General features: G+C 38.5%; 14 protein-coding genes, 1 tRNA gene and 3 pseudogenes. 9 read left to right on the top strand and 9 right to left on the bottom strand.

Translation table 11 applies throughout. The features are described from left to right. Window positions 1–71: 71 nt before the first annotated feature. Entirely contained in the window at window positions 72–794 is a 723-nt protein-coding gene (locus tag CWATDRAFT_RS13705) for a DUF2232 domain-containing protein (RefSeq protein ID WP_007305580.1), read from the bottom strand. Window positions 795–798: 4 nt separating this feature from the next. Next, on the bottom strand, window positions 799–1,506 hold the full coding sequence (locus CWATDRAFT_RS13700) for a Crp/Fnr family transcriptional regulator (protein WP_007305579.1): 708 nt from the start codon (window positions 1,504–1,506) through the stop codon (window positions 799–801). 330 nt (window positions 1,507–1,836) lie between these two features. Between CWATDRAFT_RS13700 and CWATDRAFT_RS13690 the strand changes: the two genes are divergently transcribed. From CWATDRAFT_RS13690 to CWATDRAFT_RS13670, 5 genes are all read left to right on the top strand, one after another. After that, a complete protein-coding gene (locus CWATDRAFT_RS13690; protein ID WP_007305578.1) occupies window positions 1,837–2,703 on the top strand; it encodes a PEP-CTERM sorting domain-containing protein in 867 nt (288 codons plus the stop codon). Between the two features lie 209 nt (window positions 2,704–2,912). Then, window positions 2,913–4,391 carry a BCD family MFS transporter gene (locus tag CWATDRAFT_RS13685; protein WP_007305577.1) on the top strand — a complete coding sequence of 493 codons (1,479 nt, stop codon included), beginning with the start codon at window positions 2,913–2,915 and terminating at the stop codon, window positions 4,389–4,391. A 46-nt stretch (window positions 4,392–4,437) separates the two neighbouring features. Continuing rightward, on the top strand, window positions 4,438–5,115 hold the full coding sequence (locus CWATDRAFT_RS13680; RefSeq protein ID WP_007305576.1) for a uracil-DNA glycosylase family protein: 678 nt from the start codon (window positions 4,438–4,440) through the stop codon (window positions 5,113–5,115). A 41-nt stretch (window positions 5,116–5,156) separates the two neighbouring features. After that, window positions 5,157–5,229, top strand: a tRNA-Arg gene (locus CWATDRAFT_RS13675). A 117-nt stretch (window positions 5,230–5,346) separates the two neighbouring features. Then, window positions 5,347–6,375, top strand: coding sequence for an IS701 family transposase (locus tag CWATDRAFT_RS13670; RefSeq protein ID WP_071905591.1), 1,029 nt, complete (start codon window positions 5,347–5,349; stop codon window positions 6,373–6,375). Window positions 6,376–6,446: 71 nt separating this feature from the next. Here CWATDRAFT_RS13670 and CWATDRAFT_RS13665 read toward each other — a convergent pair whose 3' ends face one another. The 5 genes from CWATDRAFT_RS13665 to CWATDRAFT_RS39805 all read right to left on the bottom strand — a co-directional run bounded on the left by CWATDRAFT_RS13665 (window position 6,447) and on the right by CWATDRAFT_RS39805 (window position 10,520). After that, complete coding sequence (locus CWATDRAFT_RS13665) at window positions 6,447–6,629, bottom strand: Gfo/Idh/MocA family oxidoreductase (protein WP_007305574.1); 183 nt, start codon at window positions 6,627–6,629, stop codon at window positions 6,447–6,449. 40 nt (window positions 6,630–6,669) lie between these two features. After that, on the bottom strand, window positions 6,670–6,855 hold the full coding sequence (locus tag CWATDRAFT_RS42125) for a TLTLP motif-containing protein (RefSeq protein ID WP_035824761.1): 186 nt from the start codon (window positions 6,853–6,855) through the stop codon (window positions 6,670–6,672). Between the two features lie 179 nt (window positions 6,856–7,034). Then, window positions 7,035–7,967, bottom strand: a complete 933-nt coding sequence (locus CWATDRAFT_RS13660; protein ID WP_007305573.1) for a response regulator — start codon at window positions 7,965–7,967, stop codon at window positions 7,035–7,037. Window positions 7,968–7,994: 27 nt separating this feature from the next. Continuing rightward, window positions 7,995–10,181: a response regulator gene (locus CWATDRAFT_RS13655; RefSeq protein WP_232287100.1), complete on the bottom strand. Its 2,187-nt coding sequence runs from the start codon at window positions 10,179–10,181 to the stop codon at window positions 7,995–7,997. Window positions 10,182–10,262: 81 nt separating this feature from the next. Further along, window positions 10,263–10,520, bottom strand: coding sequence for a hypothetical protein (locus CWATDRAFT_RS39805; protein WP_232287099.1), 258 nt, complete (start codon window positions 10,518–10,520; stop codon window positions 10,263–10,265). A 765-nt stretch (window positions 10,521–11,285) separates the two neighbouring features. Here CWATDRAFT_RS39805 and CWATDRAFT_RS35865 point away from each other — a divergent pair. From CWATDRAFT_RS35865 to CWATDRAFT_RS13630, 4 genes and pseudogenes are all read left to right on the top strand, one after another. Further along, a pseudogene (locus tag CWATDRAFT_RS35865) lies at window positions 11,286–12,769 on the top strand (IS1380-like element ISCwa5 family transposase). 139 nt (window positions 12,770–12,908) lie between these two features. After that, window positions 12,909–14,434, top strand: a protein-coding gene (locus tag CWATDRAFT_RS33650) for an IS5-like element ISCwa2 family transposase (protein ID WP_085961750.1) whose coding sequence is annotated in 2 segments (ribosomal slippage) — window positions 12,909–13,050 and window positions 13,050–14,434 — 1,527 coding nt in all. Because the reading frame shifts where the segments join, the coding sequence is not laid out codon by codon here. 171 nt (window positions 14,435–14,605) lie between these two features. Beyond that, window positions 14,606–16,132, top strand: a complete 1,527-nt coding sequence (locus CWATDRAFT_RS13635) for an IS5-like element ISUnCu10 family transposase (RefSeq protein ID WP_007305566.1) — start codon at window positions 14,606–14,608, stop codon at window positions 16,130–16,132. 323 nt (window positions 16,133–16,455) lie between these two features. Further along, window positions 16,456–17,953: pseudogene (locus CWATDRAFT_RS13630) on the top strand (IS66-like element ISCwa4 family transposase). A gap of 420 nt (window positions 17,954–18,373) precedes the next feature. Here CWATDRAFT_RS13630 and cysH read toward each other — a convergent pair. Further along, window positions 18,374–19,204: a phosphoadenosine phosphosulfate reductase gene (cysH, locus tag CWATDRAFT_RS13625; protein WP_007305564.1), complete on the bottom strand. Its 831-nt coding sequence runs from the start codon at window positions 19,202–19,204 to the stop codon at window positions 18,374–18,376. A 163-nt stretch (window positions 19,205–19,367) separates the two neighbouring features. After that, a pseudogene (locus CWATDRAFT_RS13620) lies at window positions 19,368–19,976 on the bottom strand (DedA family protein). Window positions 19,977–20,289: the final 313 nt, after the last annotated feature.

Below are 20,289 nucleotides of genomic sequence, written 5' to 3'. Positions count from 1 at the left end.
GTAAGTCTTTTGTAAGTTCTTTAGGAGTTAGAAAGCTATAATCAAGGCTGAAGCCAAGACTTACGAACTTCTTATTCATAATCTAAAATAACCTGTACCCATTTTGGAGGACGAGGAATAGGATTGCCTAGTTTATCTAACACTAATAAAGACACCAAATGGACTGCAAATAGATAGATAATACTGTTGAAAAAAATAATAAAAATTGCTAGAGATTGGATAAAAACAGAACTTGGTTGCGCTAAAATTCCTAAGCGTAAAAATATCCATTCGGCCAAACCTGTTATCTGATTGATGATGTATTGCCATAAATCTTCTCCCAAGAGAATGGAGAATAACCAGAAGCGGAAAAAGAAGCCAAATGTTCCCAATAAAGCTCCTGTAATCATAGAAAACTCCCAAGGAAGATTTCTACGCCAAAATGCCCCCAACTGAACCCCCATCAGTCCATAGGGAATCAAAAAGACAATGCTACGAGTGGGGCCCATTAATACTGTTAACAATAATCCTGATACTAAAGCCCCCATCCAAGCAGCACGCTTTCCCCTCCTTAGATAGAGTAAAGCAATAGGAATGGGAAAAAATATCCTTATAAGAGGGCCAATGGGAAAATAATAGTAAATCAACCAAATTAAACTCCCTGCACTGGCTAAAAAGGCAGTTTCCACCATAGCCAAAGTTTGAAGAATCTTAGCTGATTTTGGGTTCAACGGAGGGGTAGGGGTTGTGGAAGGGGTAGGTTGACGTTGATTGATTAACTCATCCCCTTCATCTACCCAGTTGGAATCATCCATTTTGTTACGAAATAATTTGTTCTAGAGAGTCCAAAGAGAAGATACAGAAGATGTCATCTTCTCGTTTGATTAGACGTTTTTTTTCTAATTTAGTCAGGGATCTTGTCACTGTTTCTCTGGCTAACCCACTAATACTACTTAATTCTCGATGAGGTAGATTAGGAATTTCTACGCCTTGAGTAGTTTCTTTTCCCTGTCCCTCAGCCAAGAATAAGAAGGTATCAGCTACCCGTGAAAGACTATCCGCTTCCCTTAACCTTAATCGTCGGTTGAGTTGGCGCAAACGCTTAGACATAACTTGGGCTAGTCGAACACCAGCAAGGGGATCACTGTTAAGTAGATTAACAAAATCTTGTGCAGGAATGCTACTGATAGTGGTAGGAGTTAGGGTGATTGCATCGGTTGAGCGAGGAGCTTCTTCTAAGGCCGCCATTTCACCGATAACTTCTCTTTTGCCCACAATATTGAGGGTTACTTCTTTGCCATCAACATTGTGGGTGCGAATTTTTACCCATCCGTCTAGGATAAAATATACGGAGCCTCCCCAATCATTTTCTAGAAGAATTACACGATTGGCTGGATGACTACGGAGTACCGCATGACTCATCACCAATTCTAAACTTTCTTCTGGCAACTCACTAAAAAAGGGTGCTTTTTCTAGACTCTCCCGGAGATCTGGAGATTGGTTACGATAGTTTTTTATATCTTCCATAAGCTCAAGTAAGCAGACTCTGAATTTATCTGCTATGCTAAGCCTATCAAAAATCGTAGACTTAATGCTCAATGTTATAGCAATAGACAGGCTAGTTAGGACACATAAATTATATTTTAGGGGAACAGGGAACAGGGAACAGGGAACAGAAAAATGTCCTGCGGAGCCTTGGCCACTGCTATACCTATTTTTTCTGTTTGAGAAATTATTTAAACTTAAGAGTTTTTACTGATAAATTTATTCTTTAATAGAGATTAATTATGCTGGTATTAGTGGGTATTTTGTGATATAATATGCGCTCTGTCAAAAATCAAAAATTACGTTAGATAAATGCTAAAGCAACAAGCAATTATATATAGTTCAATCTTAGCAACTTTAGTCTCTGGTACAGCAGCCCAAGCTGCATTTCTAAATGTTTCAGGTAAGCCTCCTATAGACCTACAGGGCGAGGTTAATGGCCATACCTTCGATTATACAATCAGACCCCTTGATGAACTCTTAGACGGCGGTGTACCCACTGGAGAATATCGTTATGATATCCTTGACCCCTTTTATGTGAACCTGGAGATTGGAGATGTCAGCACCACAGAGCCAGTGGGTGTTGACAATGTGCGTTACAATAGCTTTGAGGCCATTTTGGACCCAAGGGGTGCATTTGGTGCTGTTTTTACAGATCATGGTGACCCTAGTGAATTCACTCAAACCTTTGATTTCCCTGAGTTTGATCCCACCTTGTTCACCTCACCAACGGAGCCGATATTTTTCGGCGCTTCTATAGGCGGGGCTATAAGTGACATCAATGGTTTGGGTGTAAGCCTTGAGCCCATCACTACCATTCAACCTAAGACCCTTCGTGCGACACTCTTTGACGTAGATGACGATGAAGTAGCAACTATTGATATCGGTGATGCGCTAAACGAACCTGGTGTGGGTACTGGTACTTTCGTTTATGGACCTTTTAACTTTCCTGCAGCGGATAACCCTGTTTTCGGTGTTTGCGCCGATGGTTGTGGAAGAGTAGAGTTGTCTCTGGCCTTTGAAGGTTCTGGTGGTGGCGACATTTATGTTTTAACAGGTACTTATGATGTATTTGGTAGTTCTACCAATCCGGAAACCGTTCCTGAACCTTCCACAGTGGTTAGTTTGATTAGCCTTAGTGTTTTAGGTCTTGCTTTTTCACGTCGTAAGCAGGGATAGAGATTGTGACATCCTCGTCGAAGGTATATCGGTCTTGGGAACCAGGATTGCTGCTGAAGGAGGGGAAGTAAGACCAAAAGGTGGGCGTAAGTCTGTCTTGAGGCATTCCCCTGTGAGTTCAGAAGCCCAAACTATAGCATTAGCTTAGTCTGGGTAGTTCACAATAGTCTAGTGATACAAATAACTTGCCTAGTTGCGTGACCTCAAAAATGACCATTAACGATATTCCTGAAAGCTTGAACTCTAAACCCCGTACACCCCTGCCGAAAATAAAGCTATTCACCATGTTTCGGTTAGGTTTATTCCAAATGGGACTAGGGATCATGTCTCTGCTGACTTTAGGGGTGATCAACCGCATTATGATCGATGAATTAACTGTACTACCCTGGATCGCAGCTACGGCGATCGCCATGTATCAGTTTGTTAGTCCGGCAAGGGTGTGGTTTGGACAACTCTCAGACACAAAACCCATTAAAGGCTATCATCGCACAGGATATGTGTGGATCGGGGCTATTCTCTTCACTTCTCTCGCCTTTATTGCTCTACAAGTGGTTTGGCAACTGGGAAGCAGTATCCAAGCAACGGGATGGAGTTGGAGTAGTTACGCTTGGGCGATCTTATTAGGGGTGATTTTTGGCGGTTACGGTTTAGCCTTGAGTATAAGTTCCACTCCCTTTGCTGCTATGTTAGTGGATGTATCCGATGAGGATAACCGATCGCAGTTAATTGGTATTGTTTGGTCGATGTTAATGGTGGGTATTGTGGTAGGAGCGATCGTCAGTTCTCAACTACTCAATACCCCAGAAATTTGCGGTCAGGCCATTTTATCCTACGATCCGACAGCTACAACTAAAATAGCTAATATTCCCGCTTTAAAAGCAACGGTTAACCCTGTATTTATCATTATGCCAGTGGTGGTCTTAGTTATGTGTTTTTTGGCTACCTGGGGAGTAGAATCTCGTTATTCTCGCTTTGGGATGCGATCGCAAGCAGTACAACGGGAAGATCAAATCGGTTTCAAAGATGCTTTAAATGTCTTAACGGCCAGTCGTCAAACGGGACTCTTTTTTAGCTTTATTTTGATTCTAACCCTCAGTCTATTCATGCAAGACACAGTGATGGAACCCTATGGGGGTGAAGTATTTGGGATGTGCATCTCTGAAACCACCCAACTGAACGCCTTTTTTGGCACAGGAACCCTCTTCGGTATCGCTTCAACGGGATTTTTAGTAGTTCCCCGTCTAGGAAAACAGCGCACCACCAAACTAGGTTGTATCCTCGCTGTGGGTTGTTTTGTCCTCATTGTTTTAGCTGGTGCTTTCCCTAGTCAAAGTTTACTAAAATCAGGATTACTGTTTTTTGGTTTAGCATCAGGAATGATTACGGCCGGAGCTACCAGTTTAATGTTAGATTTAACTGTGGCAGAAACCGCCGGAACCTTTATCGGTGCTTGGGGGTTAGCTCAAGCCATCGCTAGAGGACTGTCTACGGTTTTAGGTGGTGTAGTTCTCAATTTTGGCAAAATGGTGTTTACGGCTCCTGTGTTAGCCTATGGCTTAGTGTTTGTTATTCAAGGGTTCGGGATGATTTTAGCTATTTGGTTGTTAGGAAAAGTCAATATTCAAGAATTCCGAGATAATGCTAAATCTGCTCTTTCTGTGGTTATAGAAGGGGAGTTGGATGGGTAAATTCAGTTAGCAGTGAACAGTCATCAGTGATCAGTTGTGAGGAGTAATGGACGAAATTAAAACTTTAGTCGATAAAATTCGTCAAGAGGCAGAAAGAGAGGACTTTCCCGTTGATCTTCCTATTTATCAAGGGGCGGGTAAAATTCCAACCCAACCCATACTTTATGCAGGAAATTTAGATAGTAATATTTGCTTTTTTGGGCGAGACTTAGGGAAAGATGAAGTGGCCCAAGGACAACCTTTAATCGGTTCTGCCGGTAAAATGCTTCGCAAAGGATTTTATCAGGGAGTTTATCATCAACAACCCTCTTCTCCTGAAGATTTACAATCTATTTGCGATCGCGCCATATTGACGAATACCGTTCCCTATAAACCCCCCGGTAACAAAGCTTATACCATCAAGGTGAAAGAGCGATTTCGTCCCTTTATTGCACAATTGTTGGCGATATATTGGGGAGGAAATCAAATCGTTACTTTAGGGACAGAAGCGTTTAAATGGTTCGCTCCTTACGGGCCAAAAGAGAAACTTGAGGAATTTTGGCAACGAGGCGATCGCTATGAAGCACAACTTCCGATAACCCTAGAAGCGGTTGATTTTCAAGGAACCAAACATCAGCGTCAAGTGTCCTTACTTCCCTTACCCCATCCTTCCCCGTTGAATAAGCGATACTACGCTAAATTTCCTCAAATGTTACAACAACGTATTAATCAATTTGAGTTCTAGGCCAATTGGGTAAAAACAAGTTAAAATGGAGTTCGTGTTATGGGTGTGTAGCTCAATGGATAGAGCAACAGCCTTCTAAGCTGTCGGTTACAGGTTCGAGTCCTGTCACACCCGTTTCCCGTATGGGCTTAATAGTATTAAGCCCACACATAATTAGGAGTTTCGCATTGACAAAAGAGCGTAAATATGCAGATGATGTTTTCAGGTGATCGCTAATGAAGGAGAAAAATCATAAGACTTCGGAGTAAACCATCAACAGCCCAATGTAATCTAGATCAATATACATACTTCTTGCTCTCAGAGCCAAAATACACAGGTTGCTGCCGTTTAGCTGAGATTTTAGAAATTTCTCGTCATAGCACCAATAGATTCTTACTAAGAGAGCAATATGAACCAATAGATTTATTTAGAGAAGTTCAAGGAAACCTTAATTTGATTGGAGGAGTGTTAAGTGGGGATGATACCGTTATTGAAAAACACTACTCTCAAGTAGGAAAAGCTCATTTAATCAACTATTATTGGTCAGGAAAACATCAAAAAGCCATCAAAGGAATTAACTTAATTACTTTGTATTATACTGACTATGATGGAAAATCAATGCCTATTAATTATCGCCTTTATGATCCTCTAGATAATAAAACAAAAAATGATTACTTAAGAGAGATGATCGTAGAAGTAATCAAGTGGGGGGTAAAACCTTCTACTATAACGACAGAATGTTGGTATTCTTCTAAAGAGAATTTAAGATTTTTTAGAGACAAAGAACTGAATTTTCAAGTAGGAATAGCCAAAAATAGACAAGTAAAAGTAGAAGGAGGTAAATATCAAAGAGTAGAGGAGTTGGAAATTCCTAATAATGGATTGATAGTAATTATCAAAAAATTCGGAAAAGTAAAAATATTTAAGAGGACTTTTAAACACGGAAGTTGTCGTTATTATGCTACTTTTCTATATGATGAATCTAAACTTATGGATTGGAAGCGCGATGATTTTAGAGAGTTACAAACTATTCATTGGGGAATAGAATGCTATCATAGAGCTTTAAAACAATTGTGTGGATTATCTAAGTTTCAAGTAAGAACGACAAAAGCTATTGTTACTCATATTTTCTGTTCTTTAAGAGCATTTTGTCAATTGGAACTGATGAGAATTAAAGCAACTATAGAGTCTTGGTATTCTCTCCAAAGAGAGCTTTCTTTAAAAGTGGCACGGGAGTTTATTTTAGAACAATTATCTCCCACTAATTCTTTGACAGCATAATTTTTATTTTCTGTCAATGCGAAACTTCTAACAATCACCACAGCATCCAAGTCAAGTTTTTCCTTGACAATTTACCAATTTGATGTTAAGAGAATCGATTGAGAATCAAGAGAAAACTTGTGCTGAATAGCCTCTAAATTATCAGAACTAGGATCAGCGATCGCCACCACTTCTGCTTGAGGATGGGCTAAAAAATTGCGCACTAAATGGGTTCCCCAACGTCCAACCCCTAAAATAGCTAGTCGAGTTTTCAAAGACAGTTATTCCTTTCTCACAACTGATTTGTAGTTTACATCATTCCCTTGGATTATCTAGATAGGTCCGAGTCGCAGGAGAGGAGTTGGCCTGATTTGAAGAGTAATAGGCAATAACCAAGATCGGCACTATGAGGGTTAACATAGCGATCGCTATTCCCATAACGTTAGTCCATCTATGGGCAGGAGGTTCGGGGACCTTCCCTGACGGGCTACTAGATTCCATAAAATGATAGTTCTGATAATAAAATTTCTCCCTTTTATTGTACTGATTTTTTTTAGAGATTGATAGGGAAATATTACAGATTAGCAACAAAAAACCGCCACTGAAAGGTAGGGCGGTTGCACTGACATACTTCTGCTGTTAGGCGAGAAGTTTCCTGTGCCGACACTTGCCATCATTACTCAAAGTGCCAACTCCGTAATCTTGGAACTGATGACCACTAAACTGCTTAAATGTCTCAAAGACTCCATTTCCCAGGTTTCCCATTGATAAGAAGCTTGACAATGATGAATCCAGAGAATGCCCCAGAGTTTGTCTTTAAGCAAAAGGGGGATCAAAGTCAAATTTTTTAGGGACAGTTGTTCCAAAGTAGTTTTTTCTTCCTCAGATAAAGCAATTTTTTCCGAGAAATCGAGGACAATGGTTTCTCCTTGTTCATAGCTAGATTGATATAGCCTTAGCAAAGTAATCTTTTTCCATTCTATGGTCTTAACAGAAGGATAACCAGGGGCAATAGCTTCAGCCATGAGTTTTCCATCCATCCGATGAATACCCAATCTTTCTGCCTCTAGTGGGTTTCGTAGTTGCTCAAGACAATCTTGAAACAGGGATTTAATCGGAAACGATCGTTGCCATTGATAACTTATTTGATGTTCTAGACGTTGCCATTGCTTATATTTAGTCAAGTGAGATTTAACCCTAGTTAACTCTTTTAAAGTCTGACCCATAAATAAAAGATAGTTAACCCGTTGTGATAAAACAGACCAAAAAATAGGTTTAGTAATATAATCCGTTGCCCCCGCAGCAAATGCCTGATCGATGGAGTCCTGATCATCAAGTGCTGTAATCATCAAAATAGGGAGATTTTTATTATCTTCAAGAGAACGTAATTTCTGGCAACAGGTAAATCCGTCCATTTCTGGCATAATGGCATCTAACAACACTAAATTAGGCTTGTGATCCTTGTATTCTTGGAGACATTGATCCCCATTTTTAGCTTCGATCGCTCGATAACCTTCTTCTTCCATGGCAATCTTAAGAAGATTTCTCATAGTACGATCGTCATCAACAATCAAAATCAAGCAGTCTTCTCGTTTAAAGTCAGATTTATTCACAATAGGGGTGTTAGGGTAACAACTTGCTTAGGATATGCCGCCAAATTTAACCATGGGTTCGGGTATGGGTTCGGGTATGGGTTCCCGCATAAGTTCTTTTTTCAGGGCATAATAAACCCGATCATACTCAATTGTAATCCCCAAAATTCTCTCTGATGCCTCCTCAAGACTTCCCTCACGAGCGATTGTCTCCATTTCCTTACATAAGTAGTAGAGATTAGTAGCTCCTAAATTGCCACTGGGCGATCGCAGAGCGTGAGCAGCTTGATATAATTGCTCAGTATCCCTCTTCTCAATGGCTTTGTTCATAGTCTCGATGCGTAGGGCGGTATCTTGCAGATAACCCTTAATAATCTCATTGGTTCGCTTCCCTGCTATATTGCGTAATTGGTTAAACATTTTTGGTTCAATAGCCAGAGACTCTGAGCGAGGTTGACAACGACTTAAGGCTTCTTGTAATTCTTTGATACGCACTGGTTTACAAATGTAGTCATCCATTCCCCCAGCTATAAATCTCTCGCGATCGCCTTCCATTGATTCTGCTGTCATGGCAATAATTCTAGGGCGTTTATCAGGGGCGTAGTTTTGACAAATGTGATCAGTGGCAGTTAACCCATCCATTTCTGGCATACGGATGTCCATTAAAACTACATCATAAGCGAAATTTTTCAGAGCTTCTAATACTTCTTGTCCATCACTGACAATATCTGCACAATAACCCAATTTTTCTAACAGTAAATGAATTACCTGTTGATTGACCACCACATCTTCGGCCACTAAAATTTTTAAGGGATGAGTTTGTCCCATTAAAGATTTTTCTGAACACTGCACGGATTGGGATTGGGTTACTCTAATGGGTGCTCTGGGTATTTCTGAGAAAATTTCCATCAGAACATTGTACAGTTGGGAGCGTTGCACTGGTTTACATAACACTGCCACAAATTCCTCTTCACTGCTTTGAAATGTTTTTTCTGTCTCCGTAATGGCACTGAGCATAATCAAGGGTAAACGAGTGCAGTTGGGTTGTTTACGAATTTCACGAACTAACTCTAAACCATTCATATCAGGGAGATTCATATCCAAAATAGCTACATCAAAGGTTATTCCTCGTTTGAGCCATTCCAAAGCTTTTTCTCCAGAATCCACAGCGCAGGTAAACATTCCCCAAGATTGTGCCTGATTGATTAAAATCTTTTGTGAGGTAAGATTATCGTCAATAATCAATACTCGCTTACCCATTAACTCACTTTCCCCTTCTTGGGAAGTCACTGGAGAGGAACTTGTCGCAGCTTTTGCACGAAGGGTGAAGTTAAAGGTCGATCCTTTGCCCTCTTCACTATGAACCCACATCTTTCCCCCCATTAGTTCGCTTAATCGCTTACTAATGACTAATCCTAGTCCAGTACCGCCATATTGTCTGGTGGTGGAAGCGTCTACTTGGCTAAAGGGTTGAAACAGTCGATGGCAACGCTCTTTAGGAATACCAATACCCGTATCTTTGACGGCAAACCGCAGTTCATAATTGGGGTTTACTTCTCCTTCTCCACCCTCAATTACCGTGGAACTGACATAGATAACCACTTCCCCTTCAGGGGTGAATTTGACGGCGTTACCAATCAAATTAGCGAGAATCTGTTTTAAGCGGGTACTATCCCCCACAATGCCACTGGGGGTATTCGGTTCCAGTAAATAGGCTAATTCTAGTTTCTTTTGTGATGCTTGGGATACGAATAGACGTAAAACTTCTTCGATACAAAGGCCCAGTTCAAAAGGTGCTTCTTCTAACTCTAATTTATTGGCTTCGATTTTGGAAAAATCGAGAATATTATTGATCATAGTCAATAGATTTTCTCCACTATTGCGGATAATATTGACAAATTCTTTTTGTTGATCGCTTAGTTCCGTATCCAGCAATAATCCCGTCATTCCTGTGACAGCATTTAAAGGGGTACGAATTTCATGACCCATCATCGACAAAAATTCACTTTTAGCCAGATTGAGTTCTTCAAGGGCTTTTTCTGAAGCCTTTTGTTCGGCTATTTCTTCCTGTAAATATTGAAGCTCTTGAAAGTAATCACCTAAGCTAATAATCAGCTTTTCTAGTTGATACATTTCATCCCATTGGACCAATTTTGGCCGTTTTTCTTCCGGTAGTAAAGATTGGGTTTGACGAACCAATTTCCCTAAAGGCAGTTGTACTTCTCGCCGAAACATGACGAACATAATCAGAATTAGGATACCACTGACAATAAATGAAGCGATTAATATTTTGCCTGCCGATTCTAGATTCCTTTCTTAGAGGGACTCTAAGGTATAAGCAATACGAACCTCCCCCAATGACTTTCCAGAGGAGATGATTGGTTGCCGTATTTCTCTAACTTGAGGTTGTTGGCTCAGTTTTTCTAGTTTTGATTCTAGTTTGTCTTGTTCTAGTTGAGAAAGGGCCGTGGCAATAGTAGGATTTTGCTGATTGAGATAGCTAACCACTGGTTCCCTTTGCTCGTTGACAATGATACTGTACAACAAGTCTCTTCTCATACTTGACTGTTTCATTAGCCTTTCTAAGGTACCATCATCCAGTTTTAGTTGAGAATCTTGAGAAATTATCCGAATTTCCTGGCTTAAGTCCTGCATCTTCGTTGTCAGATTCTCCACTCGTTGATAATACCGCCAACGAATCTGAATAAATCCAAACAGCAACTGAGCAAGCAATAAACCCAGACTGGTTAACCCTAAATATCTTATGGTGATTTTATTCGGTGTGAGGTGGCTCAAATTCATAAACTTTATTAATACGGATATCAATTATCGGTTTTTATACGATTCATGGTTCTTAGAAAAACTCTTCTGAGAAGGGATAACCTTTTTTCTTCGGTAGCTACAATATTTTATAAAACTTCATATTTTGTTAATTTTATCAAGATTTGTCCTCTCTAATTTTACAATACTTAATATACACAAAAATCAGATTACAACAAAATTAAAGTTCAGTGACAGTGAAGAATGGATTAGATTAGTAGAGGTTTCCTTCTCAAGAAGAGGAAAGACTTTACCCGAATTTCTCACAAAATCTGCGATCGCCAAACACAGAAGCCTTACAGGAAGTGGGTTTGAACAGAGCGATCGCAGATTTCCCCAACCAACAGTCTGTTGTCAGATTTTAAGTTAAAATCAACCCGAATTAGACAAAGATGAAAAGATAAATCAATCACTCATTTTTCCAAAAAAATTATTAATAAAATCTCTAATAGTACTAGATTGTTAGAATAAAATATGCTATAATTTAATTATTAAAGCAATTTACCTTAAACTGATTTAATGAGTCCCAGTCATCCCCGAACCCCTCGTCAAGTAATCAACTTTAGTAAACAGAAAGGAAAAGAAATAATCGCTAATTTTGACGGGGGACTAATCACTTCAGATGCGGGGATTGTCTGGATAGCTGAGTTGGATAAAAAACTGGGAATTACCGAGAAGTTTGGTAACTGTTTTCAAGATCATCGTCATCAATCTTATGTAGATCATTCCGTTCATGAGTTATTAGCACAAAGGCTTTATGGAATTATTTTAGGCTATGAAGATGTCAATGACCATGATAAATTACGTCACGATCCTGCCCTTAAGATCGCTTTAGAAAAGCTTAATGAACTTGAAGATAAAAAGGGATGGTTAGCTGGAAAAAGTACAATTAATAGATTGGAATATTGTCCTGAGACTATTCTCGATCAAAAAACGAGTCGTTATCATAAAATAGAACCCAACTTTGAAGCCATTGAAAAATCTTTTGTCGAATTTTTTTTAGAGTCTTATAAAAAACCTCCCTTAAGTATTATATTAGATATGGATGTCACGGATGACCAAGTACATGGTAATCAAGAAGGGGCATTTTTTAATAGTTATTATCACGGAGTATGTTATGCTCCTTTATATATTTTCTGTGGGCATCATTTATTAGTTGCTAAACTTCGTTCATCTAATGTAGATCCAGCCGATGGAGCCTTAGACGAATTACAAAGAATTATCGGACTAATTAGAGAAAAATGGTCAGAGACTCATATCCTAGTTAGGGGTGATAGTGCCTATGCCCGTGAAGAAATCTTCTATTTTTGTGAAAATCAGCTTTTAGTTGATTATGTTATAGCTATGGGAACAAATGGCGTTCTTAAGTTACGAGCGGATGATGTAATTGAAAAAGCCAAACATGAATATGAAAAAAACTAGCTCCAATAACTGAATTAATGGATAGTTTATTTCAGAAAAAAGAAGATTTAGAAGAAGTTAAAAAATTAGTACCAATTTCTACTTGGTATCGCTCTATTCGTTATAAAACAGAAAAGTCATGGAGTTGTCAAAGAAGAGTAGTGACAAAAGTTTGTTATGGAAGTGATGGCTTAAAAATGCGCCATGTGGTGACATCTTTGCCCGCTTCAAAAATTCCACCCTCAAAACTTTATACAAAAAAATACTGTCCGAGAGGCGAGATGGAAAATCGGATTAAAGAACAACAATTAGACTTGTTAGCTGATAGAACTTCAACTCAAACATTTCAAAGTAATCAACTAAGATTATGGATACATTCCTGGGCTTATGTTCTCATAAATGCTTTTCATCAACACTGTTTAAAAAAAACTTCATTGGCTAAAGCAACTGTGGGAAGAATACGTCTAAATCTTCTTAAGTTGGGAGCCAGAATAAAGATTAGTTGTAGAAGAATTATTATCGCTATAGCTAGTGCTTGTCCTTATCAAGATATTTTATCTATTGCTAACAAAAGAATTAAAACTATTCCTAATACTGGATAAGTAGGGTTTGCTGAATAAAAGCAAAACCCTATTCTTTAAAAGGTTACACCCATATTCGCGATCGCAAAAAAGATCAGCTTTGTCGGCTACAAACCGCTATAATTGGTAGAAACACCTCCCAGTTGTTGGTCAAGAACAAATGTATCGAAAAGAGGAGCAACCTTTACCGCCCCCAGAAAAATTTGAATTACCTTTCGAGGGCAAATTGTCCCCCAATAATCGTTGGGTAATCATGGCAGAGTTGATACCTTGGGATGATTTTGAGGAAGAATATGCTAAACTTTTTCAGCAGAAAAAGGTGCGCCAGCCAAACTATTTAGAATGGCATTAGGGACATTAATTATTAAGGAAAAATTAGGAACAAGTGATAGAGAAACTATAGAACAGATTAGAGAAAATCCCTATCTACAATACTTTATAGGTTTAAATTGTTATCAACAAGAGCCACCACTGGAATCTTCAATGCTAGTTCATTTTAGGAAAAGAATTGATGGAGAATTGATAAACAAAATCAATAAAAAAATAGTAAAAAGAGAAATAGACAAGAGTGATAAAGAAGTAAAAAAAAAGGATTGTCTCCAAGAAAAAGGAGAAAAAATAAAAAATAAAGGTAAACTAATTTTAGATGCGACTTGTGCGCCAGCAGACATCAAATACCCAACGGATTTAGGCATATTAAATCAAGCCAGAATTGAGACAGAAAGAATAATAGATAATCTTTATAAACCATTAAGAGTAAAATTGAGAAAAAAGCCGAGAACTTCTAGAAAAATTGCTAGAAAGGAATACTTAAAAGTAGCTAAAAAACGAAAAGTATCTTATCAAGAAAGAAGAAAAGCTATCGGGAAACAGTTAAAATACCTTAAGAAAAATTCAGGAAATATAGAAGACTTAATTCAAGCTGGGGCTTCCCTGGAAAATCTGAGTAAAAGACAGAAAAATTGTCTAGAGACTATCAAAAAAGTTTATGAACAACAACAGTCAATGTGGGAGAATAAGACCCAGAGTGTTCCTCAAAGAATTGTAAGTTTAACTCAACCGCATATTCGTCCAATAGTGAGGGGAAAAGCAGGAAAACCAATAGAGTTTGGAGCTAAACTCTCAGTAAGCTGTGTAGATAACTATGTGTTTCTATACAAAATAAGTTGGGAAAACTTCAATGAATCTTGTCATTTAAAAGAACAAGTAGAAAAGTATAAAGAAACGTTTGGCTATTATCCCGAATCCGTCCATGTAGATAAAATTTATCGAATTAGGGAAAACAGAAATTGGTGTAAGGAAAGAGGGATAAGAATCAGTGGTCCGAAGTTAGGAAGACCTCCGAAAAATGTCAGTGAAGAAGAAAAGAAACAAGCCCACTCCGATGAATGCTTCCGTAATGCTATTGAGGGAAAGTTTGGACAAGCTAAACGAAGATTTAGCCTAAATCTCGTGATGACAAAACTCCCTGAAACCTCCATTACATCTATTGCTATTACATTTTTAGTTGTCAATCTTTCTAAACTTCTGAGGCAGTTTTTGTCGCTTTTTTTGTCCTTATTTACTAATAATAGAACAGGGGAACTCATCAAACCGCCTTTCATTAATTTTGATTATACTTTAAACAATTTTTATGTACTAAAACTTATTGATTTGTCAGAAAATTCTTGGTCAAAAGTGGCATAAATTTTGGAGAAACTTTTTCAGCAAACCCTAAATTAGGGTTTGCTGAATAAAAGCAAAACTCTATTCTTTAAAAGGTTACACCCATATTCGCGATCGCAAAAAAGATCAGCTTTGTCGGCTACAAACCGCTATAATTGGTAGAAACACCTCCCAGTTGTTGGTCAAGAACAAATGTATCGAAAAGAGGAGCAACCTTTACCGCCCCCAGAAAAATTTGAATTACCTTTCGAGGGCAAATTGTCCCCCAATAATCGTTGGGTAATCATGGCAGAGTTGATACCTTGGGATGATTTTGAGGAAGAATATGCTAAACTTTTTTCAGCAGAAAAAGGTGCGCCAGCCAAACTATTTAGAATGGCATTAGGGACATTAATTATTAAGGAAAAATTAGGAACAAGTGATAGAGAAACTATAGAAAAGATTAGAGAAAATCCCTATCTACAATACTTTATAGGTTTAAATTGTTATCAACAAGAGCCACCACTGGAATCTTCAATGCTAGTTCATTTTAGGAAAAGAATTGATGGAGAATTGATAAACAAAATCAATAAAAAAATAGTAAAAAGAGAAATAGACAAGAGTGATAAAGAAGTAAAAAAAAAGGATTGTCTCCAAGAAAAAGGAGAAAAAATAAAAAATAAAGGTAAACTAATTTTAGATGCGACTTGTGCGCCAGCAGACATCAAATACCCAACGGATTTAGGCATATTAAATCAAGCCAGAATTGAGACAGAAAGAATAATAGATAATCTTTATAAACCATTAAGAGTAAAATTGAGAAAAAAGCCGAGAACTTCTAGAATAATTGCTAGAAAGGAATACTTAAAAGTAGCTAAAAAACGAAAAGTATCTTATCAAGAAAGAAGAAAAGCTATCGGGAAACAGTTAAAATACCTTAAGAAAAATTTAGGAAATATAGAAGACTTAATTCAAGCTGGGGCTTCCCTGGAAAATCTGAGTAAAAGACAGAAAAATTGTCTAGAGACTATCAAAAAATTTTATGAACAACAACAGTCAATGTGGGAGAATAAGACCCAGAGTGTTCCTCAAAGAATTGTAAGTTTAACTCAACCGCATATTCGTCCAATAGTGAGGGGAAAAGCAGGAAAACCAATAGAGTTTGGAGCTAAACTCTCAGTAAGCTGTGTAGATAACTATGTGTTTCTATACAAAATAAGTTGGGAAAACTTCAATGAATCTTGTCATTTAAAAGAACAAGTAGAAAAGTATAAAGAAACGTTTGGCTATTATCCCGAATCCGTCCATGTAGATAAAATTTATCGAATTAGGGAAAACAGAAATTGGTGTAAGGAAAGAGGGATAAGAATCAGTGGTCCGAAGTTAGGAAGACCTCCGAAAAATGTCAGTGAAGAAGAAAAGAAACAAGCCCACTCCGATGAATGCTTCCGTAATGCTATTGAGGGAAAGTTTGGACAAGCTAAACGAAGATTTAGCCTAAATCTCGTGATGACAAAACTCCCTGAAACCTCCATTACATCTATTGCTATTACATTTTTAGTTGTCAATCTTTCTAAACTTCTGAGGCAGTTTTTGTCGCTTTTTTTGTCCTTATTTACTAATAATAGAACAGGGGAACTCATCAAACCGCCTTTCATTAATTTTGATTATACTTTAAACAATTTTTATGTACTAAAACTTATTGATTTGTCAGAAAATTCTTGGTCAAAAGTGGCATAAATTTTGGAGAAACTTTTTCAGCAAACCCTAATTAGTATAGTATGTGCGTAGAACCCGTTACACTGCTAAATAAAGATAAATACCTAAAAAATAACCAAGATTCCCTTGATCCCTGTAATGTAAAGTTTGATTGCGAAAACTAGGAGATGTACAAATGAGATGTTAGATTAAAGATAAAGCTAATAAAGAAAGCTTCCCTGGCAGATAACTAGCAAGGTAAAACAACAAGTTCAAAGGAGAATGCCCTGTATAAGGTAATTGCTCACCGCAATAAAGAATCTGTCTTGACAACATAAAGGTAAAATCGGGGATTTTTATGTATAGTGGGGGTTATGACCACAAATGCTACCATTGATTCAAAGCTAGTTAGAGCTATCGCCGATGAACAGTTGGCGAACAATGTCTTCATGATTGAGTGGCTAGTCAAGGCACAACATACAGTTATCTCTTCAACAAAGACTGATTGACCAGCAACAACAACAAATCTCTACACAACAGCAAGAAATTGAAAAATTGAAAGAAGAGAGAGATAAGCTAAAAAACCGTAACTCAAAAAACAGTTCAGTCCCCCCATCATCAGACCAACTAAAAAAGCCTTCTGACAAAAAGAAACGCAAAAAAGGATTTAAACGCGGACCAAAATATGACCACCCAGGGAAGACCCGTAATGGTTTTGGTCAGCCCGATAAGATAGTCCCTTTAGAACTAGAAAACTGTCCTGTTCGTGGGGGTTCAGTGGAACGAGATGAAGTAGTTCCCGAAAAAGTCCAGCAAGTGGCTGAAGTAGTAGACCAACCCATAGAAATCAGGGAATATCGTCGCGGATTCTATAAATGTCCTAGTTGTGGATGGTCAGATTACAGTCCTGTTCCATTGGGAGTTAAAGAAGGATTCAGTTATGGGGCGCGATTAAGTAGCATCGTGGGCTGGCTTGGCTATGGGGGTAATCTTACATGGCGTAAACAGGAACATTTTATAGAGTATGTCTTTGGCATTCCCATTTCTCAAGGGAGCCTTGCCAAAATGCACAAATGGTTTCAAGAAAGTTTAGAACCCTTGACCCAACAGTGGTTAAAGTACATCCAGCAGCCAGGAATCCGATGTGTTGACGAAACCAGTTATTGCATCGATGGCATCAAGTATTGGGTTTGGGTAGCCACATCAAATGAGGTCTGTGTGTTGATGTTGGCTCCCACTAGAAGCTCCGCAGAAGTCGAGAAATTGTTAGGAGCAGATTTTAAGGGCATCCTCACCAGTGACTGCTATAGTGCCTACTTTAGACAAAGTGCGATGGCCAAACAGAAATGTCTGGCACATTTAGAACGAGAGTTAGAGTCCCTTAAAACCAGTCGTTTTCAAGCGAATCGAGAATTTGCTGCCGATGTACAGCAAGTTTTAGCAACCGCCCGTATCCATTATCGTCATTATCATGCTCGAAATTTAACCCTTGAAGACTTAGGCTCCAAAAGAACAGAAGTCGAGAACTCACTGCAAAAGATTTTTAAAGCAACTCCCAAAAAAGGATGGCCTTATGATGCACAAAGATTGATTAACCGTCTCAAACGTCATTGGGAAGAGTGGTTCACCTTTCTAACTTATCCTGAAGTCAAACCAGATAATAATGATGCTGAGAGAGCTTTACGTCCCATTGTCATTCACCGCAAAGTAAGTGGGGGAGCAAGAAGCGACTGGGGTGCAGAGTTAGTCACCCAAATGTTCAGTTTTTTAGAGACCATGAGATTACAGGGGCAAAATGCCATTGTCCAATTATGCGAATTATTGTCATTAGCTGGTCGGAGTCCCCCAGGATTAGAGATGTAAAAGGCTCCGGAGCCGATGGGGGATAGATTTTTCTTGATCCCCCTATCTCTCTGCACAAAAATACACAGGATTAGCGGATAATCTCCGCTAACAAAAAACTATCTTACTATTCTTTTTTTTCTCATATTGTTGTTTTTATTTGAGGTTTTTAAAAGACTTGATTCTGGGAATGTTAGTCATTAAAATAGCCGTAATAAATTAGCTTAAATTTTACGCTAAATCACAGGGCTTATATTTTTGTTGACTCAACTGATGTTGTTTGTAGTGCTTTTCAATAAGACTTTTTTGTTGCGGTGAGCAGTTACATCTAAAGCATTGATTTTAACGATCACAATATAAGGTTCGGGTTCGTAATATTCGTTGTAAATCAACAACCATATTATACAGTACCCGAACAAATAACTAGAAGCTACAACAATATTAAAGGGTGCTAGAATCTAAACTTTCTGCTGCTCCAGGAGACAAGTTTAAATGGAGGCCACACTCTTGTTTAACACCATGAAAACGACTATCTCTTTCACTTTCATCATCAGCCATCAACGGACGACTAGAATGCCAGTCTCCTACCGTAACATAGCCTTTATCAAAATAAGGATGATAAGGCAAATCATGAGCAGTTAAATAATGATAAATATCGCGAGAATCCCAGGTTAAAATAGGATAAACTTTGTACTTTTCCCCTTGTAATTCAACTTTTTCTAAGGACTGTCTATGTTCCGTTTGTTGACGACGTAACCCCGCCAACCAAGCAGTGGCTTGAAGTTCTTTCAAAGCTCGTTGCATGGGTTCTACTTTTCGGAGAAAATCGTAACGATTAAGAGAATTTAGATCGTGTTGATTCCAGAGTTTACCATACAGTGCTTCCATTCTCGCAGGGGTGAAAGGAGACTGATAAACCTTGAGATTGAGTTTGAGCCGTTCGGTTAATTCTTCGGCAAAGCGATAGGTTTCAGCAGGAAGATAGCCTGTATCCACCCAGATAACGGGAATATCTGGCACTACTTCGGTCACTAGATGCAGCATCACAGCAGCTTGAATACCAAAACTGGTACTCATGACTAATCCTTCCCCAAAGGTCTCCCTAGTCCATTCTACAACCTGTTGAGCGTTGGCATTTTCTAGGCTTTGGTTAACTTCTTTTAAGGATAATTCAGGTTTATAAGCTTGATGAGTTTGCTTGTTGTAGTGATGTTCGGAAACCTGATGGTTATCTACATGAGAGTTGATGAGATGTAGATTAGATTGGGGCATACAGTAACTTTTCCCTTGCTTTCAGTAATCTTGCTCTAGGGTGGCACAACAAAGATTGATGATTACCAATCCTGTTGCTATTGTATCGTGAATTATCAAGGTAAATTGTATCAATTACGATGATTATCTTAAGTTTTGTGTGATATATAAAGCATTGACAATTTTAATCTTCACCTTGTAATCCAGGTTTACCAAATTCTGACCATAATGTTACTCCTAGCCACCCAATGACACCAATTAGAGCTAGAATACCAAATTGCGTGATCCAGTGGATTAATTCTTGCAAGGGTACCAATTTCCCCACAAAAAAGGATAAAGTAACCATAATTAACACCCAAACTGTCGCCCCTCCCAAGTTACACAATAAGAATCTATAATAAGGCATTTGGACAATACCTGCGACGGGACCGGCAAAAACTCTTAATAAGGTGACAAAACGCCCAAAAAAGACGGCTTTATCGGCGTTTCTACTAAACTTTTTCCTAACTTCTTCGAGTTTTTGGGAGGGGATGTTAAAAACACTACCTACTTTAATTAATAGCGGCCAACCTCCCCAACGACCAAGCCAATAGCCGAAATTATCGCCTATGACAGCACCAGCGATCGCACTTTCTAAGACGCTCCAATAGCCCTAATTCTCCGCTTCCAGCTAAAAAACCGCCTACCATCGTTTATGGTTTCACCCGGGGATAGGGGATTCCAGTATTTTCTTAGGGCAATGCCCAATAATACCCGCCCAATACCCGTAATTTGACGGGCAATTTCCTTGAATGTTTTCGAGTTGACGAAAGTTTCTTTGACCTCTAAAGGAAAATTTTACAAAAGGTTAACGTTGAATTAAAATTTTTGACCCATTTTTGCGGAAAAAGGGTCAATGAATTGGGGAAACATGGATACTTTTTTTAACCCCCTTTTGGGAATTGTTCCCCGAAAAAAAAGATTTCAAAAATTTTCCCCTTGTTTGAATTTGGGCGCCATAAAAAATTGAAGGTGTACCCTATTTTAAAAAACTCCCAGGGATATTTCCCCAGCAATTAGAAAATCTTAAAGTTTTCTCTAGAGGATTCCCCAAAGTATTCCCCCCC

This window comes from Crocosphaera watsonii WH 8501, assembly GCF_000167195.1.
Lineage (GTDB): Bacteria > Cyanobacteriota > Cyanobacteriia > Cyanobacteriales > Microcystaceae > Crocosphaera > Crocosphaera watsonii.
Note: the sequence above shows the minus strand (reverse complement) of the source record. Positions and strands in the feature narration are given on the sequence as shown.

What these genes read in the sequence shown, in the direction of transcription:
- CWATDRAFT_RS39805 (WP_232287099.1), bottom strand. Translation starts at nt 10,520, where the DNA reads ATGAAACAGTCAAGTATGAGAAGAGACTTGTTGTACAGTATCATTGTC.
- CWATDRAFT_RS13680 (WP_007305576.1), top strand. Translation starts at nt 4,438, where the DNA reads ATGGACGAAATTAAAACTTTAGTCGATAAAATTCGTCAAGAGGCAGAA.
- CWATDRAFT_RS13705 (WP_007305580.1), bottom strand. Translation starts at nt 794, where the DNA reads ATGGATGATTCCAACTGGGTAGATGAAGGGGATGAGTTAATCAATCAA.
- cysH (WP_007305564.1), bottom strand. Translation starts at nt 19,204, where the DNA reads ATGCCCCAATCTAATCTACATCTCATCAACTCTCATGTAGATAACCAT.
- CWATDRAFT_RS13685 (WP_007305577.1), top strand. Translation starts at nt 2,913, where the DNA reads ATGACCATTAACGATATTCCTGAAAGCTTGAACTCTAAACCCCGTACA.
- CWATDRAFT_RS42125 (WP_035824761.1), bottom strand. Translation starts at nt 6,855, where the DNA reads ATGGAATCTAGTAGCCCGTCAGGGAAGGTCCCCGAACCTCCTGCCCAT.
- CWATDRAFT_RS13635 (WP_007305566.1), top strand. Translation starts at nt 14,606, where the DNA reads ATGTATCGAAAAGAGGAGCAACCTTTACCGCCCCCAGAAAAATTTGAA.
- CWATDRAFT_RS13655 (WP_232287100.1), bottom strand. Translation starts at nt 10,181, where the DNA reads ATGTTTCGGCGAGAAGTACAACTGCCTTTAGGGAAATTGGTTCGTCAA.
- CWATDRAFT_RS13700 (WP_007305579.1), bottom strand. Translation starts at nt 1,506, where the DNA reads ATGGAAGATATAAAAAACTATCGTAACCAATCTCCAGATCTCCGGGAG.
- CWATDRAFT_RS13690 (WP_007305578.1), top strand. Translation starts at nt 1,837, where the DNA reads ATGCTAAAGCAACAAGCAATTATATATAGTTCAATCTTAGCAACTTTA.